This is a genomic window from Streptomyces sp. NPDC048197 (genome assembly GCF_043202395.1).
In the GTDB taxonomy this organism is placed as follows: domain Bacteria; phylum Actinomycetota; class Actinomycetes; order Streptomycetales; family Streptomycetaceae; genus Streptomyces; species Streptomyces siderophoricus.
The window spans coordinates 254064-270007 of sequence record NZ_JBIDAJ010000008.1; the positions used below are offsets into that span (position 1 = coordinate 254064).

A 15944-nucleotide genomic window follows, 5' to 3' on the forward strand; every position below is an offset into this window, starting at 1 on the left:
TGTCAGTGCCGTCGAGTAGGTTCTGTCCGTTCGGCCTGACAGGCAGGCCACCGAACGGGAGAACTCGTCGCCGTGAGCATCCACCTACACCTGCGCGCCGTCGCGGAATCCGAGATCCGGGACGACCACACCTGGCTTGCGGAGTTCATGTGGAAGGCCTGGGAGAACCACCCCGACGAGTACGCCGCGGGCATCGCCGACTCGATCAACAAGGTCTGGAGCTCCGTCGATGCCGTCTACGCCGCAGCCGAAGTCCTTGAGGCGGATGCGGATGCGGAGGCAGAGGCGGATGCAGACGCAGGCACAGACGCAGGCACAGATATAGGCGCAGATGCTGACAAGCCCTGGACGCTACCGATTTACGGCGGCCGCCCCGTGGCACACAGCGTGGACGCCGATCCCTCCAACCCACCCATGATGTTTCTGGAGCCGCCTGGGGTGTCACAGGCTGCGCACTTCCTCGCAAGTGTCTCCTTCGACGAGCTCTGGAACGTCGCCGGTCCCAAGCTCGTCGGACGGGGCTGGGACGAGGCGCAGGCCAGGCAGGAGTTCCTCGACCACCACAGGAGCCTCCAAGGGTTCTACGCGCGGGCGGCTGCAGCGGGCCACGGCGTGGTCAAAGTGGTGTGGGCTTGAGGCGCCGTCACGTGCCGGCTACAGCCGACCGCCTGCTGCGCACCGCCCTTGCCGACCGGCCGGAGGAGCACGACGCGTTGTGACTGGGCTTCCGGATCCTGACCGGTCCAGAGTGGTGCTGGTGGGCGCGAGCAGCTTCGCGCACCTGCCTGCACTGCCGGCCGTCACCGCCAACGTGGCCGCGATGCAGGAGGTGTTCGCCTCTGAGGCCGTATGGGGGCTCCCCGCCGCCCACTGCACCGTTCTGCATGACCCGCACGGTCCGCGTGAGGTATCCCAGGCGATCAAAAACGCTGCCCGCGAGGCGACCGACGCGCTGATCTTCTACTACGCCGGTCATGGGCTGATCGACCCAGGAACCGGTGAGCTCTATCTGGCCCTGCACGGCAGCCATGCGGACGAGGTCTACGACTCGGCCGTGCCCTACCAATGGATCAGACGCCCCTTCGAGGCGAGCCGGGCAGCGCGACGTGTCGTGGTTCTCGACTGCTGCTACAGCGGGCGCATGCTCGGTGCCATGTCGGAAGGGCTTGGACTCGCCGAGATCGACGGGACGTATCTGCTGGCCGCGGCGGCGGAGAACGCGCTCGCCCTGGCACCACCAGGCGAGTTCTACACGGCTTTCACCGGAGAGCTCGTGACGCTGCTGCACCACGGTGTGCCAGGAGCCGGTGAGTCGCTGACCCTCAATGAGATCTACGAGAGGGTGCGCTCGTCGCTGTGCGCGGCCGAACGGCCGGAGCCGCAGTGCCGGGACCGCAATGCCCTGGGCACCATGCCTTTCGTACGGAATTCCGCCTACCAGCCGCCAACAACTGCTGCCACGGAGTCCTCCGAAGCGACCATGAGACGGTTCGTGTCCGATATGGCTCATGAGCTGCGCACGCCGCTGACTGTCCTCTCGGCCGTGTCCGAGGTATTGGAGGAAAGAGCCGGCCGGCTCGAACCCATTCTCCAGCCGGCGGTGCAACTGGTCGTCGGCGAGACCCGGCGGTTGAACGACGTGGTGGACAAGATGATGGACCTGGCGAGACTCGACTCCGGCAGCGTGCACCTGGCCACCAGGCAGGTGGACGTCGCCCAAGAGCTGGAGGCCTGCCTGGCAGTCCACAACTGGACTGCCTTGGTCACGCTGGACGTGCCGCGCCTGATGCCTGCCGAGCTCGACCCAAGGCGTCTGGGCATCATCCTCGCCAGCGTGATCGACAACGCGTTACGGCACGGCGGCGCACCCGTGAGGGTGAGTGGCACGTCAAGGCCCCGGGAGCTCTTCATCGAAGTGGCGGACAGTGGCAGTGGCATCCCGGAGGAGGCACTTCCTTATGTCTTCGACCGCTTCTTCAAGGCGGGGAGTCGCCGCTCACGGTCCGAGGGAAGCGGACTGGGGCTGTCCATCGCCCGAGCCACCGCACGTTTGATGGGCGGTGACATCCGGGCCGCCAACCGCGCAGAGGGGGGAGCCGAATTCACCCTGCGCCTGCCGCGCTACGCCAAGGGAAGCAGCTCTCGTCCATGACATCCGGGCGCTGCGCTCGACGCTTCATGAGAACCCAAGGTTTTCGCCTACACCCTCGCCCACGCCGGCGTCGGAGGCGAACGTCACTGCCTCTGGTGGCCCACCGCTGCTCTTGCCGCAGCCACGAACGCGGCGATCGCCGGATGCGTACCGCCGCCCGCGCGGAAGGCGACCCTCGATCGACGGAACAACGGCAACTTGGTCAACACGACGCCCGCGGGGGGATGCGCAGTGGCCATTTGCGGTACCAGTCCGGCACCTTGCCCGATGGCGGCCAGGGACAGTGCGGTGCGGAAATCGTTGACCTGGTGGTGGATTCTCGGCTGGAACCCGGCCGCCTGGCAGGCGCGTACGGCCATCGCGTGACCGGTCGTGCCGTCTCGTGCGGTGATCCATGGGACCTCGGCATAAGGGCCGAGCAGTTCTGCCAGCGTGTTGCCGCGGCTGGTGGACTTGGCCGCGGTGTTGGTGGCGAGGTACATGGGTTCCTCCAGCAGAGGCACCTCGTCCACGGTGGTGTCTGGTGACGCGGGTACGAAGTCGTAGTCGTGGACGAGGGCCACGTCGAGTTCGCCGGCTCGCAGGCCGTCGGAGACGCGCGCCGAGTCGATCTCTTGCACCATCGGTTCCAGTGCGGGGTGCCGTTCGGCCAGCTCGGCCAGCGCCGCCGGAACGATGGTGTGGCCACCGGAGGGGAAGGTCCCGATGCGCAGCGACCCGCCGATGCCCTCCCGCGCGTTGGCGAGTTCGGCGACCGCCAGTTCCAGGCGTTCCAGCACGGCATCGGCGTGTGCGACGAGGGACCGGCCGGCGGGCGTGAGGACCACACGCCTGCCGCTGCGTTCCAGCAAGGCCACGCCTGCCTCGCGTTCCAACACGCTCAGCTGCTGGGAGACGGCCGACGCGGTGAAGGTCAGCGCCTCGGCCACGGCGGCGATGGTGCCCCGCCGGTCCAACTCGCGAAGCAGGTAGAGACGACGAACATCGAGCATAAGTTCAGCTTAGGTATCACGGCAGAAATCAGCAATGGACCTACAGGATCAGCATGAGCCAGGGTGGGACCATGAAGCCCGATCCGAATTTCACCGGCCTGTACGTCCCCCTGGTGACTCCGTTCACCGACGATCTGCGCGTGGCACCCGATGCGCTGGCCCGACTCGCCGACGAGGCGCTGTCGGCGGGCGCCTCAGGGCTCGTCGCCCTCGGCACCACCGCGGAAGCGGCCACACTGACCGCGGAGGAGAAGCAGACCGTGGTGCAAGTCTGCTCAGCCGCCTGCCGGAGGCACGGCGCCCCGCTGATCGTCGGGGTCGGCACCAATGACACCGCCACCGCCATCGAGTCGCTGCGCGAACTGGCGGCCAGGGGGGACGTGGCCGCGGCGCTGGTTCCCACACCGCCCTACATCCGCCCCGGTGAAGCGGGGACCCTGGCGCATTTCACCGCGCTGGCCGACCGCGGCGGCATACCACTGATCGTGTACGACATCCCCTACCGCACCGGGCAGACGCTCAGCGCCGACACGCTTGCGGCTCTCGGCCGCCTGCCAGAGGTCGCCGGGGTCAAGCACGCGACCGGCGCGATCGATGCGACCACGGTCGAGTTGCTCGGCCGCGCACCGCACGGCTTCGCCGTGCTCGGCGGCGACGACGTCGTCATTTCACCCCTCCTCGCGGCGGGCGCGCACGGTGGAATTCTCGCCTCGGCCAATCTCCGAACCGCCGACTACGCCGAACTGATTTCGTTGTGGCGCCGCGGCTCCGGCGCACCCGCCGGCAGGCTCGGAGCCGAGTTGGCCCGCTTCTCCGCTGCGCTCTTCGCCGAGCCGAACCCGACAGTCATCAAGGGAGTGCTGCACGCCCAGGGACGCATTCCCAGCCCGGCCGTCCGCATGCCACTACTGGCCGCCTCCACCCACTCGATCCGCCGAGCGGCCCTCCTGACCGGCAGCCGCACTCCCGCAGCGGCAGCTCACTGAACAGGCAGGCTCGAACGCGGCCTGAGCCCGCGGCAGTTCGGCAAATCACCGCGTGACGTGGCGAGGGTGAGGGTGCAGCCCCCGTCCGCAGGCGCGTTGTCCTAGGCGACAGGCGTCCCGCATCCTGTGGCGGTCGTGCTGCTCGCGCAGGCAGTGAGGGGTGGGACTGAGCCCGGTCCGGCTTTCCCGCAGGTGGGCTGCCGTGTGCCGTCGTGGGGTCTTCGGCAGTGACTCTCTGACCTGCATGGACGCAGGATGACCGGGATGACCGGATGACCGGGGAGCGTCGGGACCCTGGGAAGCGGGGCGCGGAATTACCCTGGACTGTATCCGGGGGACGGCACTCGAAGCCGAACGGCGGGCGCGGGTGCAGCGGTGGAGTGCATGCCATACGTCGACAGTGCGAGGCCGGGTGCGAGGCCGGTTGGTGCGACCGCATGCGGTCGTGGGCGGCTGCCTGGGCTTCATGTGGATATGCATGACTTCGCGCGGCCTGCACCGCTGCGGATGGCTGTGCGTGACGCCCGGCCGCTGTGCGTGCATGCGCGCAGGCGTGCACGCACGCAGCCGAGCTGCACCGCGCCCCGAAGCGACCATGACACACGTCCACAGGCGGTGGGACACCATGTGGGATGCGATCAAGCGCAAACGGCGCTCACGCCATCCGGAACCGGAAGAAGTGGAAGAAGTAGAGGAAGTAGAGGAAGTAGAGGAAGTAACGGACATCGTGTGTGACCGCTGCAAGCGGCCCATGCAGGGTGAGGGAGACGGATGGAACGTCGTCTTGGACCAGGGGTACGCGATTGGTTATCTGTGCCCGGACTGCCAGACGGGGGAGGAGAACGCCGAGGCCGAGGTGCATGAGGCGACCCTCGACTACAGCGCAGGCCACGTGGATGAGGACGGCCGCGTCCGGTGGCCGGCGAAGGGGGCCTGGAACAGTGTGTCGACCGGAACCCACGGTGCGATGCGGGAGAACAAGGCCATCCACATGCTGGTCTCCCTGGAGCCTCCCGTGCTGTGCGTCGCCGTCGGGCCTCAGTCGGATGCACGGCTGAGCGGGCTGTTCAGAACCGAGACGTGCAAGAAAGCCGTCCAGGAGGCGATGTCGAGCAAGGGCGCACGGCCCGGAACCCGGGACCTCGCGTACCTGGTGGACAGTGGCATGGACTCCACCGATGTCTGGGTCGTGGAGGACCACGTGATGGCGGTCGGAGGGATCGACTCGCACAAGCTGGTGGTCGTCTACTCTCCGGACATCGACCCGCACCTCCTCGACGCGTTCGCGCCGGAGTACGCCGACTCGATGCGCGAGGCGATCCACGCGCAATGACGTCCAGGACCATGGTCAGGGTCGCGACCTGACCCTGGCCCTGGCTGGTCCTGGATCTGGCTGTGCCCCTGATTCCGCCCAGAATCGTCGCGTTACCGCCCCGGCCGCCCCACCGTTGGGGTCGTGGGACCACTACGATCCCCGCCCCGGGAGCGCCGTCGGGGCCCCGGGAGCGCTGTCGGGCGGCTCGGCCCGCTGGGCCTGACCCGCTGGCCCAGACCAGCGGGAAGAACCAACCCGGCCCGGCCGGTTCACCTCTCCGACGCTGCCCAGACTTTCCTGCCGGCCTTGGACGACACCAATTACCCCTGGATCTGGTCTGCCGTGGACCATGGCAGAGTCCGTCAGGCGTCCCTTTCTGAACCACCTTTTAGTCGTCGGTGGTTCCGACGACGCGCCGGCATTCATCGGTGAAAGCGAGAGCGGCCTGGGTGGCTAGTGCTTTGCGGCTTCGGAGGTCGTGTGCTGCTTCCGTGTTGTTTCCGAGGTCTTCCCACCCTCTCAAGGCGTCCACGGTCGAGTCGATCTCTGCGAGCAGGCGCAATGCTGCGGCATGCGCTGCAGAAGGCCCCAACAAGTGGAGTGAGCTGGTGGATAGTTCAAGGTCCCGGAGGCGTTGCTCCAGGAGCTGATGCAGTTCGTCAGCGTTGCTGCCGGCTCGCACGCGGGTTTCGAACTCTTGAACTGCAGTCATGAAGTCGGTGCAGGCCTGAAGGACGGACCGGTAGACGTGTAGCCGCTCTTGCCGAATCCAATGGGCATGCTCATTCTCCGCTTCCCCTTTGACCTGTTCGATGGCTGACTGTACCGCCGCGGTAGCCCCGTGCCGCGCTGCCTTCCAACTGGCCCATCCGCCGACTGTGGCTCCGATGACGGCTGCTGCGAAGCCGATGATGGCGGCGTAGAGGGCCGCCTTCCCCTCGTCCATGTGTCCCCCTGTGATGGTGCGTGACAGGAGGCTAGTGGCAGGGCTAGTTGAGGGTGCGGTGGGGGTGCGGTGGGGTGCGGCGGGGATTGCCGACTGCCAGTAGGCGGTTTTCAACTATCGCAAACGAATCAAGTCGAGACCTGCGCGGCCAGCTGTGGTCGTTGCAGGACCTGCCTGATCTGTTCAACGGCGGGGGAGCGAGGGGACCATCGAAGGTCTCCGCGTTGGCCCGGGACGGGGAACTCGCGTGAGGAGGGGCGCTGGTCAGAGCCGGGCGATGACCAGCGCGATGTCGTCGCGGCCGCCGCCGGCCAGGCCGAGGCGAGCCAGGACGGTGTCGGCCATGTGCTCCGGGGTGAGTTGGCTGGACTGGCTGAGGGTGTGTACCAGCCGGGCCAGGCCGGTGTCGATGTCTTCGTCGCGGCGTTCGATCAGGCCGTCGGTGTAGAGAACGAGGGTGTCGCCGGTGCTGTAGATGGCCGTGGCCTGAGGGCGAGGGACGTGTAGGGGGCGAACGCCCAGGGGCGGGTCGGTGGCCTGGTCCAGGAGCTCGCAGTTGCCGTCGCCGTGCACCAGGATCGGGGGCGGGTGGCCGGCGTTGCTGTAGATGATCAGGCAGCTTGTGGGGTCGACCAGCGCCTTGACGGCGGTGGTGTTCAGCGCGCCGTCGACCGAGCGGGCGTACAGCCCCAGTACCTCCAGCGCCTGGGCCGGCCGCTCCAGGGCGCGGATGGCCGCGCTCAGCGCGCTGCGGAGCATTCCCATGACGGCGGCGGCCTCCAGGCCGTGGCCGACGACGTCGCCCACCGCTACCGAAAAGCGGCCGTCGGTCAGGTCTGCCACGTCATACCAGTCACCGCACACGTTCAGCGATCCGGCTGCGGGCAGATAGCGCACGGCGACGTTTTGGTGCCGGGCCAAATCCGGTGACTGGAGCATGCCCTCCTGCAAGGTGACGGCCACCTGGCGCTCGCGGGAGTGGGCCTGCCGCAGCTCCTCGTTCAGCCGCTGCAGCTCCCGGGCCCGCGCGTACAGCTCGGCCTCCAACGCTTCGCGCTCGGTCAGCTGCTCGGTCGGCGGCCGGGCACCGGTGCGGGCTTGGACGAACGCGGTCACGTCCTCCACCCGGTGGATGATCCACACCACCGTGCCGTCCGTGGCAAGGATCGGCGTGTTGACCGGGGACCACCACCGCTCCTCGAACACCCCCGGCCGGCCCATGATGGGGATGTCGTACTTCTGCAGTGCCATCGGGTCGGGCTCGCGCGTGGCCAGGACCCGGTGCAGCGAGGCGCTCAGGTTCCGTACCCCGTCGGCCTCGGGGTCGTCCGGGTTGTCCGGGAACGCATCGAAGACGTATGTCCCGATCAGGTCATCCCGCGTCCGGCCGGTCGCGTCGAGGTATGCCTGGTTGACCTCCACGATCACCAGATCCGTCCCCAGCACCAGATACGGGCTCGGGGTGGCGGCGAACAGCGCTGCGTAATCCATGCCCGCCATGGCCACCCACCGTCCCTTCTGCGCCCTTCAGGCCGGCCCGCCCGCCCTCAGCCCGGTCCTTTCACGCTACGGTCCGTCCCGCTCACCCGCCTGCCAGGACAACGTCGGCCGTCCTCTTGGGCCCCAACGGCTTGCGGGCAGCCCAGCCGGCCCACGCTCGCCGGCCTGGGCTCAGCCCTGTGGCGGGGCGCATGGGGCGACGTAGGCAGCCTGACCTGGATCCTCCCGGGGGGCACTGTCACGGCTCGCGCGGGCTCGGCCACGAGCTGTGCTGGCAGTCTGTCCCGGGGTGAGCGAGCAGTTGCGGGCTGAATGACCGGTGGGACGGAGGGTGCCCAAGGATGGCAACGGCCGTCGTTTGGCTGCTCCGCGGGGTCCCGCGTTCAGTCGCCGTGACACCCCCGAGGAGGCGAGACCCGCGGGTTGGGCAGATGGTCGTCGTAGTGGACCTTCTTCAGCAACTGCTCGGACGCCGTGCCACCGGGCTGGAGCGGTGCGCTCTGGTCAGACGTCACTGCGATGGTGGCCTTTCTTCCACCGGTCGTGGTGGTCGGTGGGCGGTCACCAGGGGAGTGGTCAGAGGGAGTGGTCAGATGGGCTGGGGGTGGCCGAAGAGGAGGTCGTAGCCCGCGGGAAGCTGGAGCAGGATCTCCTTGAGGAGGTCGTCGCCGGCGGCGTCGGCGACGGTACTGAGGACGGCGCTGACGTCCCAGGCAGCGGTCCGTTCGGTCGCGCCCTCGATCCAGGCCGCCGTCGCCCGCACGAACCGCTCAGGTGGCAGTGGCTCGGCGCTCTGCAGCGGGTTGAGGAGGATCAGGGCGAAGCCTTCCGGCAGACGCGCCGCCAGCTGGGCGCGTACCTCGCCGACCAGGTGTGCGCCCAGCAGGGCGAGCACCACGCGGGCCGCGCGTTCGGCTTCCTGCAAGGTGCCGTACTCGCCGCGTTCCTTCACATGGTCGAGAAACGCTTCACGTCGCACAGTCACGGCGGCCGCCACCCCTTTCTCGGTCCACGGGTGCGGAGGACGGCGGGGGGAGATCAGGTACCCGTCCTCCGCCGTTGTTCAGCCCTCGTCTGTCCTGCTCAGCCGGAGATCTCCGTACGGCCGGATCCGACGCCGATGCTGATCTTGCGGGGCTTGGCGCGCTCGGCGATCGGGATCCGCAGGGTGAGCACTCCTGCGTCGTAGTCGGCCTGGATGCGCTCGGTGTCCAGCGTGTCGGCCAGCACGATCTGGCGGGAGAAGACGCCCTGCGGCCGTTCCGACAGCTCCATCTGCGCATCGTCGGTCTTCGCCACGGGCCGGCGCTCGGCCTTGACGGTCAGCATGTTCCGCTCGACGTCAATGTCGATCGCGTCCGCGCTGACGCCGGGGAGGTCGAAGGCCACCACGTACTGGTCACCCTCGCGGTAGGCGTCCATCGGCATCGGGGAGGGACGCGACCAGGTACCCGGGCCCGCAAGCTGCTGCGCCAGCCGGTCGAGCTCACGGAAGGGGTCTGTGCGCATCAACATCGGAAAACACCTCCAGGAACGTTCGGGCAGTTGCTGCCAATGCGCCTCACTGACATAGTTGTACCACGTCGTCCATTGGATGACAAATGTTTCGTCATCTAAAGGATGACGGATTACGCCTGTATGCCGCACGGCGCAACGTGCCCGGCACTGCCGAGACTCACGACGCCGGCCCGGAGCAGGCCCTGGCCTTGCTGTTGCTGCTGCGGGCAGATGCGCGAGCAGCTCGCCGGATGGGAAACCGGCCTGATCGAAACCGCCCGCCACGCGAGTGCCGGCTGGGCCGGCCTCGCCCACCCCCTCGGTGCCGCCAGCTGCCAAGAGCGGCCGGTGCGGCGGCGTCTGCGGACACAGGCGAGGGACGCGCTGCGGCAACGGGCGCCCGCGTGCACGCACTTCCGTACGGGCGCCGCGCTCGGCTTCATGGATGATGCCCCCCGGACGGCGGCTCCCCAGCGTCTTGCAACCCGCGGAGGGAAGAGGTGCCCCGGCAACGGGCACCTGAGGAGATGTGCGGTGTCAGCGAGTGTCCGCGCCGGTGCCAAGATGGTGGAGTCGCGGCGAAGGGAGGGCATCGGCGTCAGTTGCCTGGCCGCCCTGGTTGCCCCGGCCGGCCAGCTCCACCCGGACCATCGGCACGCACCCCCCTGCCGCGTCGCTGCCCGTACTTCTTGATATGGCCTGCTTCTCCGCCCGACCATTCAACAGGCCGACGGCACCGCTTCCCCTACGGTAAGGAACCACGCCATGACCACCCCGCACGCCTTCCCCCCGGAGCCCACCCCGATCCATGTCTCCGACGAGGTGCTCGATGACCTGCGTGCCCGTCTCGCGTTGACCCGTCCGCCGTTGGACGAGGGGAATGGGGACTGGTCCTACGGCGTCCCGGACAGTTATCTGCGTGAACTGGTCGCCTACTGGCGGGACGGCTACGACTGGCGCAAGGCCGAGGCCGCCATCAACGTCCACGAGCACTACCAGGTGAACGTTGCCGGTGTCCCGGTGCACTTCATGCGCAAGCCCGGCCGCGGGCCCCGCCCGATCCCGTTGGTCCTCACCCACGGCTGGCCGTGGACGTTCTGGCACTGGTCGAAGGTGATCGACCCGCTCGCCGACCCGGCCGCGTTCGGGGGTGACCCCGCCGACGCGTTCGACGTCATCGTGCCGTCCCTGCCCGGCTTCGGCTTCCCCGGCCCGCTCACCGGCTTTCCGGACGTCAACTTCTGGAAAGTCTCCGACCTTTGGCACACCCTGATGACCGAGACCCTGGGGTACGAGAAGTACGCGGCCGGGGGCTGCGACATCGGCGGGATCGTCTCCAGTCAGCTCGGCCACAAGTACGCCGACGAGCTGTACGGCATCCACATCGGCTCCGGGCTGCCGCTCGACTTCTTCAACGGTCCCCGCGCCTGGGACTTCGCCCGGAATCGGCCCCTCATGGACGACCAGCCCGCCGACGTCCGCGCCCGCATCATCGAGCTGGACCACAGCTTTGCGTCCCACCTCGCCGTGCACATGCTCGACGGCGCCACCCTGGCCCACGGGCTGAGCGACTCACCCGCCGGTCTGCTTGCCTGGCTGCTGGAGCGCTGGAACGCCTGGAGCGACAACGGCGGCGACGTCGAATCCGTCTTCACCAGGGACGACCTGCTCACCCACGCCACGATCTACTGGGTGAACAACTCCATTGCCACGTCGATGCGTTACTACGCCAACGCCAACCGCTACCCCTGGGCCCCCGCCCACGACCGCACCCCGGTCGTGCAGGCCCCGGTCGGCCTCACCTTCGTCACGTACGAGAACCCGCCCGGCATCCACACCGCCGACGAGCGCGTCCGGGCATTCAGGACCGGCCCGCAGGCCGATTGGTTCAACCACGTCAACGTCAACGCCCACGACCACGGGGGCCACTTCATCCCCTGGGAGAACCCCGATGCCTGGGTGAGCGACCTGCGCCGCACCTTCCACGGCCGGAGGCCCTGAACCGACCCTGCGCACTCGTCTGGCGACGGGCCAGGCGAACGCTGTCTGGCGGGGGAGGCGTACGCGTCGGCCGACCGGCACGCACCGCCCGCCCGCCACGGGGCCTCGTTCCTCCTCGGGTCGGGAAGTCCTGGCTCTGGCGCACGGTCTAGGGGGGTGCATGACGATCTTTCCCACGTGCCTCCTGCGGGCGAGTTCTTCCTGCGCCCGGGCGGCCTGGTCCAGCGGGAAGGTCGCGGCGACAACGGGCGGGAGCTCGGCCCGGCGAGCCAGGTCCATGAGGCGGGCGAAGTGCGCGGGTGTGGGCATGGAGGAGCCGATCAACTGCGCGTTGTGCAGGTAGAGACGGCGCACGTCGAAGGCCACGTCATAGCCGCCGAGTGCGCCGGTGACGACCCACCGGCCACCTTCGCGCAGCAGCGGCAGCCCCTCGGCCACCAGCTTCCCGGCCACGACTCGAACCTCCTCGCAGACAGGGTGTCACCGCCCACGCGCTTTGCTCGCGCTCGACACCCTGCCAGGCTCCTTGCCAGGCTCCTTGATCCAAGCCGGCGCGCCGAGCCGGCGTCGGCGACTGACGACAACGTGGCGTGCGGCACCTCCCGTGCTCGAGGGCTACGGAGGAGTGCCTGCCAGACGCCGGCACCGGCTGAGGCGGACGTCCCTGGGCACCGCGGCCTGATCAAGGTGTTCCAGTGGAGAACGTCAGGTTCGCGTACTACGTGCGATGCGGTACAGCACGTTGGGACGCAGTGGTCCTTCGGGTGCGGTGGGGTCATCGAAGTCGTCGGCCGGGTCCCGGGTCATGCCGATCCGACGCATCACTGCCTGGGAACGGAGGTTGGTGGCCGTGGTCACCGCGAGGATCTCGGGAAGCGAAAGAGTGTCGAAACCGTAAGCCAGGACTGTCAGTGCGGCTTCCGTGGCGTAGCCCTGGCCCCAGGCCGAGCGGGCGAGTCGCCAGCCGATCTCCACCCCTGTGAACGGCATGCCGTCATCCACCTGGTCCAAGCCCGCGAAGCCGATGAACTCCCCTGTAGCCCGCACTTCAACCGCCCACCACCCGTAGCCTCGCTGATCGAACTCGGCCCGGAACTGGGCCACGGAGGCATCGCTTTGTTCGCGGGTGAGCGGATCGCCCAAGTGCTCTCGAACCTCGGGATCGGCATTCATCGCCGCCCATGGTGCGAGGTCGGAGTCACGCCATCGACGGAGGGTGAGGCGATCGGTACGCAGTTCGGCCATGCTGCCCAGCCAATGTGAACTCCGCCGTCCGGGCAATCCATTTTCTTTGATTGAAGAGCCGTGCAGAGAGGACCTGTACGGCTCGCTCCTGGACCGAACGGAGCGACCGGCGACCGGCGAGCGGCGAGGGTATGTGGTTGCGTGGCGCGCCCTGCCGTCGGGCAGTTGGCTCATGCCGGTGCCGCCTACTTCGGCTGGGCGGTGCCGGTGGCGCCCAAAGGGCTTGACGGTGAGGTGAGTTGGGGATCGATACTTGGCTGGGGACTGCAGGGGTGGGCGGGCGACGGGGGGCTTTCGGTGGGGGCGTTGAGGGACGTTGAGACACAACGGGCCTGGGATTTGGCGCGGGAGGCCGTGCGACGGTTGGCGCCGGAGGAGTTGGAGCTCTTCGAGGAGACGGCCGGGGCGTACTTCGATGATCCGCGGCGGGGAGACCGGAAGGCTCGCCAGGAGCCGTTGGGGATCGGCATCGACGCCGCGGTCATCGGGACGCTGACGCAGTTCGCGCTGCCGGTCGCCTCGGCCGTTGCGGGGAACATCGCCACCGACGTCCTGCGCAGGCAACGCCGGCGGGGCTGGTGGCGGTTGGGGCGGCGAGGTGGCGACGGTGACACCGAGGGCGGTGCGGACAACCCGTTCGCCGCGCCGGGCTCCGTACGCGCCGTGGAGCGCAACGGCAGCGAGCCCTCCCGGTCCCAGGAGCTGGAGCGTCTGCGGCGGGTCGCCCATGACCGGGCCATCGCACTGGGGCTGCCGCCGGCCCAGGCGAATCTGCTGGCGGACGCGATCGTCGGTGGGATGCAGACGCCGCCGGCTCCGGGCGGGGAGGAGATCACCTCATGAGTACGGCGCCGGCCCCCTCGGTCGGCGCTGCCGGGGGTATGCCGCATCCGTTCCGGATGCCGTCCGGGACGTCCCTGCGGTTCGCCCTGCTCATCCTGAGCACGTCGACGGCCATGGCTGCGGCCCTGGGCGGGGCAATCGGCACGGCGGCGTACTTCACACGGGGCGGGGATATCGGCAGCCTCGCCGGGGCCATCGACTGCGCAGCCCGAAACAGCCACCAGGTGATCGACCCCGACAAGTTCACCCGCACCTGCCCGCAGTCGTTCTTCGGGAACCAGACCGCCCTGGCACTGGCCACCCTGGGGGCATTGTGGCTGGCCATCGGGGTTGTCTACTGGCTGCTGCCGGCCTATCGGATCCGCCGGCGCCGACTGCGCTCCCTGCCGACCGACGGACTCGCCGACATCCGACGCACCCTGGATGAGCTGGCCGCGATGGCCAAACTGCGCTGCCGGGTGCGCTATGTCGTCGACTGGCACGACCCGGCCCCCAACGGACTTGCCTTCGGACGGATCGGGCGGCGCCATGTGATGCTCAGTACCGGCCTACTGCAACTGCACCGCCGGGATCCCGAGGCATTCCGAGCGATCGTCCTGCACGAACTGGCGCACCTGCGCAACCGGGACGTGGACATCGCCTTCGTCACGCTGATCTGCTACCGACTGTTCATCGTCGCGGTAGCGATTCCGATCGCCGTCACCGCGCCGCTCGGGCTGCTGGTCGAGTGGGTATTGGTGCCCTCAGGTCTCCTGTACCAGCTGCTGTCTGTCCTCGCCCAATGCGCCCTCGCGGTCACCGTCGCCCTCACCAGCGCCGCGGTGCTGCGCAGCCGCGAGTTGTACGCGGACGCCCGGGTGGCGGTGTGGACCCGCGGAGCCCCCTCGCTACGACGCGTCCTCACCGCGGAGCACGGCCGCCGACGGACCGGCCGCAGCCTGCCCCCCTTCCTGCGCCCGCATCCTCCTGTCGAACATCGGCTGGCGGCTCTGAGCGACCCGCGGCTGCTGTTCGGCTTCGGTCCCTGGGAAGCCTTCGGACTGGCCCTGACATGCTCACTCGTCTACCAGCAGGTGGTGCAATGGACCGAGGAAGCCGCGCGCCTGACGGACCGCGGCGGGCCGTTGTCCGCCGTCATCCCCTCCGTCGCGCTCGGCGGCGGCGTGGCGATGGGGATCTGGCGCGCGGTGCTGGCCGCATGGATGAACCGTGGTCGGTGGCCGGACGCCCATCGCACAGGACTCGCCATGGCGGCCGGGCTCATCGTGGGTACCTTCGGGGACCAAATGCACAGCACGGCGATGACCCTCGGCATCGCCAACCCGCTGCCCGTCCAGCTGTCGTGGTGGCTGATCCTCGGAGGCATCGGCTACGGCTTCGTCCGCTGGAACGCGGCGACGGGCCGGGTGTGGGCACCCGTGGTACTGGCCGGCCGGCGTCCGTTGCTACTGGTCGTCGCAGGGTGCGGGGTCGGCGTCGCACTGTTGAGCATCTTCTTGGGGCACGTCTACGATGCCGGCGCCCCGGGCTTCCAACTGCTCTCGTTGCCGCGCCCGCTGAATCTGCTTCCCACGCCGCTGGACTACCTGGGCTTCGTGTTCTCCACAGCCTTCATGCTCACGCCGCCGCTGTCGGTCATCGCCCTGGTCGTGGTCACAGCCGGGGTCCCGCTTGCTGCGCGGTCCGGAGCACGGCTCTTCGGCCCGCGCCGTGCCCAGGCGCCCACCGCGGGACCCGAACGGTTCCTGCTCCAGGCCGTGTCGGTCGAGGACTCGGCGGCGCTCTTGACTGTCCCGCGGCTGCGCCCCGTCAGGGCGGCGGCCCAGGGCACCGTCTTCGGGGCCGCCGCCGGGCTCGGACTGTGGCTGTGGCACCTGTTCTGTGCCGTGGTCTTCCCCTGGCCGATCGAATGGGTCGGAGCGGTCTTCACCTACTATCAGCTGGCCCTGGCAGCATTGCTGCAAATGACTGTCGGCTTCGTCGTCGCGTGGCGGCACGCCCGCGGCGAACTACGCGCGCTGCACGGAATCTTCGGCACCCTCGGCGCGGGGCTGCTGCTGCCGCTGGCCGCCATCACCGCCCGCAACCACTTCGCCTGCGTACGGTGGGGCACCGGCCACGCGGCCTGCCGAGTGATGCCCGACCTGGAGTTCGGAGTGTGGGTAATCCCGATGATCACGACCTGGGCCGCGGGCCTGGCCCTGCTGCTCATCCCGGCCTGGACGGCGCTGCGTGATCGCCGCCGCCGGCCAGCGGCGCCGGCGTGATAAGCGACGACGGCCCGCGCGCCGCGGCACGGGCCGCCTCTCAGTGACGTCTCGCGCCGGTCGACCGAACTTCATCTGGTCAGCGAGATGATCCGAAATAAACGTCCTAGGGGGTGTCTTCAAATGATCTCGGGTGGTGGACCATGGTCGGGTGATACGTCGCCATGAACTATCCGATGCTGAGTGGGAGTTCGTCCGAC

14 protein-coding genes and 1 pseudogene are annotated in these 15944 nt (G+C 68.8%); 7 read left to right on the forward strand and 8 right to left on the reverse strand.

Features of this window, described 5'->3' with window-relative positions; genetic code table 11:
- The first annotated feature begins 72 nt into the window (after positions 1 to 72).
- Complete coding sequence (locus ACGF4C_RS14530) at positions 73 to 636, forward strand: DUF1877 family protein (protein WP_393566285.1); 564 nt, start codon at positions 73 to 75, stop codon at positions 634 to 636.
- Positions 637 to 757: 121 nt separating this feature from the next.
- Positions 758 to 2152: an ATP-binding protein gene (locus ACGF4C_RS14535; protein ID WP_393566287.1), complete on the forward strand. Its 1395-nt coding sequence runs from the start codon at positions 758 to 760 to the stop codon at positions 2150 to 2152.
- 83 nt (positions 2153 to 2235) lie between these two features.
- Here the strand turns inward: ACGF4C_RS14535 and ACGF4C_RS14540 are convergent, their stop codons facing one another.
- Positions 2236 to 3144 (reverse strand): LysR substrate-binding domain-containing protein, encoded by a 909-nt coding sequence (locus ACGF4C_RS14540; RefSeq protein ID WP_393566288.1) that lies wholly within the window; start codon positions 3142 to 3144, stop codon positions 2236 to 2238.
- Between the two features lie 71 nt (positions 3145 to 3215).
- Between ACGF4C_RS14540 and ACGF4C_RS14545 the strand changes: the two genes are divergently transcribed.
- Positions 3216 to 4130: a dihydrodipicolinate synthase family protein gene (locus ACGF4C_RS14545; protein WP_393566289.1), complete on the forward strand. Its 915-nt coding sequence runs from the start codon at positions 3216 to 3218 to the stop codon at positions 4128 to 4130.
- A 625-nt stretch (positions 4131 to 4755) separates the two neighbouring features.
- On the forward strand, positions 4756 to 5463 hold the full coding sequence (locus tag ACGF4C_RS14550) for a hypothetical protein (protein WP_393566290.1): 708 nt from the start codon (positions 4756 to 4758) through the stop codon (positions 5461 to 5463).
- A gap of 370 nt (positions 5464 to 5833) precedes the next feature.
- On the opposite strand, the gene ACGF4C_RS14555 is transcribed toward ACGF4C_RS14550, so the two are convergent.
- From ACGF4C_RS14555 to ACGF4C_RS14575, 5 genes are all read right to left on the reverse strand, one after another.
- Positions 5834 to 6391 carry a hypothetical protein gene (locus ACGF4C_RS14555; protein ID WP_393566291.1) on the reverse strand — a complete coding sequence of 186 codons (558 nt, stop codon included), beginning with the start codon at positions 6389 to 6391 and terminating at the stop codon, positions 5834 to 5836.
- 264 nt (positions 6392 to 6655) lie between these two features.
- The gene (locus ACGF4C_RS14560) at positions 6656 to 7891 is read right to left on the reverse strand and encodes a PP2C family protein-serine/threonine phosphatase (RefSeq protein WP_393566293.1); all 1236 of its coding nucleotides are present in this window, start codon (positions 7889 to 7891) and stop codon (positions 6656 to 6658) included.
- Positions 7892 to 8274: 383 nt separating this feature from the next.
- A complete protein-coding gene (locus ACGF4C_RS14565) occupies positions 8275 to 8406 on the reverse strand; it encodes a hypothetical protein (RefSeq protein ID WP_393566294.1) in 132 nt (43 codons plus the stop codon).
- Between the two features lie 74 nt (positions 8407 to 8480).
- Positions 8481 to 8876, reverse strand: a complete 396-nt coding sequence (locus ACGF4C_RS14570; RefSeq protein WP_393566296.1) for a DUF2267 domain-containing protein — start codon at positions 8874 to 8876, stop codon at positions 8481 to 8483.
- Positions 8877 to 8974: 98 nt separating this feature from the next.
- On the reverse strand, positions 8975 to 9406 hold the full coding sequence (locus tag ACGF4C_RS14575; RefSeq protein ID WP_030410618.1) for an Hsp20/alpha crystallin family protein: 432 nt from the start codon (positions 9404 to 9406) through the stop codon (positions 8975 to 8977).
- Between the two features lie 747 nt (positions 9407 to 10153).
- Between ACGF4C_RS14575 and ACGF4C_RS14580 the strand changes: the two genes are divergently transcribed.
- A complete protein-coding gene (locus ACGF4C_RS14580) occupies positions 10154 to 11389 on the forward strand; it encodes an epoxide hydrolase family protein (protein WP_393566298.1) in 1236 nt (411 codons plus the stop codon).
- Between the two features lie 153 nt (positions 11390 to 11542).
- Here the strand turns inward: ACGF4C_RS14580 and ACGF4C_RS14585 are convergent.
- A pseudogene (locus ACGF4C_RS14585) lies at positions 11543 to 11848 on the reverse strand (zinc-binding dehydrogenase); the annotation flags it as partial.
- A 246-nt stretch (positions 11849 to 12094) separates the two neighbouring features.
- A complete protein-coding gene (locus tag ACGF4C_RS14590; protein ID WP_393566300.1) occupies positions 12095 to 12634 on the reverse strand; it encodes a GNAT family N-acetyltransferase in 540 nt (179 codons plus the stop codon).
- A 354-nt stretch (positions 12635 to 12988) separates the two neighbouring features.
- Between ACGF4C_RS14590 and ACGF4C_RS14595 the strand changes: the two genes are divergently transcribed.
- Positions 12989 to 13477, forward strand: a complete 489-nt coding sequence (locus tag ACGF4C_RS14595) for a hypothetical protein (RefSeq protein WP_393566302.1) — start codon at positions 12989 to 12991, stop codon at positions 13475 to 13477.
- Entirely contained in the window at positions 13474 to 15744 is a 2271-nt protein-coding gene (locus ACGF4C_RS14600; protein ID WP_393566304.1) for a M48 family metallopeptidase, read from the forward strand. The genes ACGF4C_RS14595 and ACGF4C_RS14600 overlap by 4 nt, the downstream gene beginning before the upstream one ends.
- Positions 15745 to 15944 lie beyond the last annotated feature (200 nt).

Excerpts from the sequence above, each read along its gene's own strand:
- ACGF4C_RS14600 (WP_393566304.1), top strand. The coding sequence starts at position 13,474 with ATGAGTACGGCGCCGGCCCCCTCGGTCGGCGCTGCCGGGGGTATGCCG.
- ACGF4C_RS14580 (WP_393566298.1), top strand. The coding sequence starts at position 10,154 with ATGACCACCCCGCACGCCTTCCCCCCGGAGCCCACCCCGATCCATGTC.
- ACGF4C_RS14590 (WP_393566300.1), bottom strand. The coding sequence starts at position 12,634 with ATGGCCGAACTGCGTACCGATCGCCTCACCCTCCGTCGATGGCGTGAC.
- ACGF4C_RS14540 (WP_393566288.1), bottom strand. The coding sequence starts at position 3,144 with ATGCTCGATGTTCGTCGTCTCTACCTGCTTCGCGAGTTGGACCGGCGG.
- ACGF4C_RS14550 (WP_393566290.1), top strand. The coding sequence starts at position 4,756 with ATGTGGGATGCGATCAAGCGCAAACGGCGCTCACGCCATCCGGAACCG.
- ACGF4C_RS14545 (WP_393566289.1), top strand. The coding sequence starts at position 3,216 with ATGAAGCCCGATCCGAATTTCACCGGCCTGTACGTCCCCCTGGTGACT.
- ACGF4C_RS14555 (WP_393566291.1), bottom strand. The coding sequence starts at position 6,391 with ATGGACGAGGGGAAGGCGGCCCTCTACGCCGCCATCATCGGCTTCGCA.
- ACGF4C_RS14560 (WP_393566293.1), bottom strand. The coding sequence starts at position 7,891 with ATGGCGGGCATGGATTACGCAGCGCTGTTCGCCGCCACCCCGAGCCCG.
- ACGF4C_RS14575 (WP_030410618.1), bottom strand. The coding sequence starts at position 9,406 with ATGTTGATGCGCACAGACCCCTTCCGTGAGCTCGACCGGCTGGCGCAG.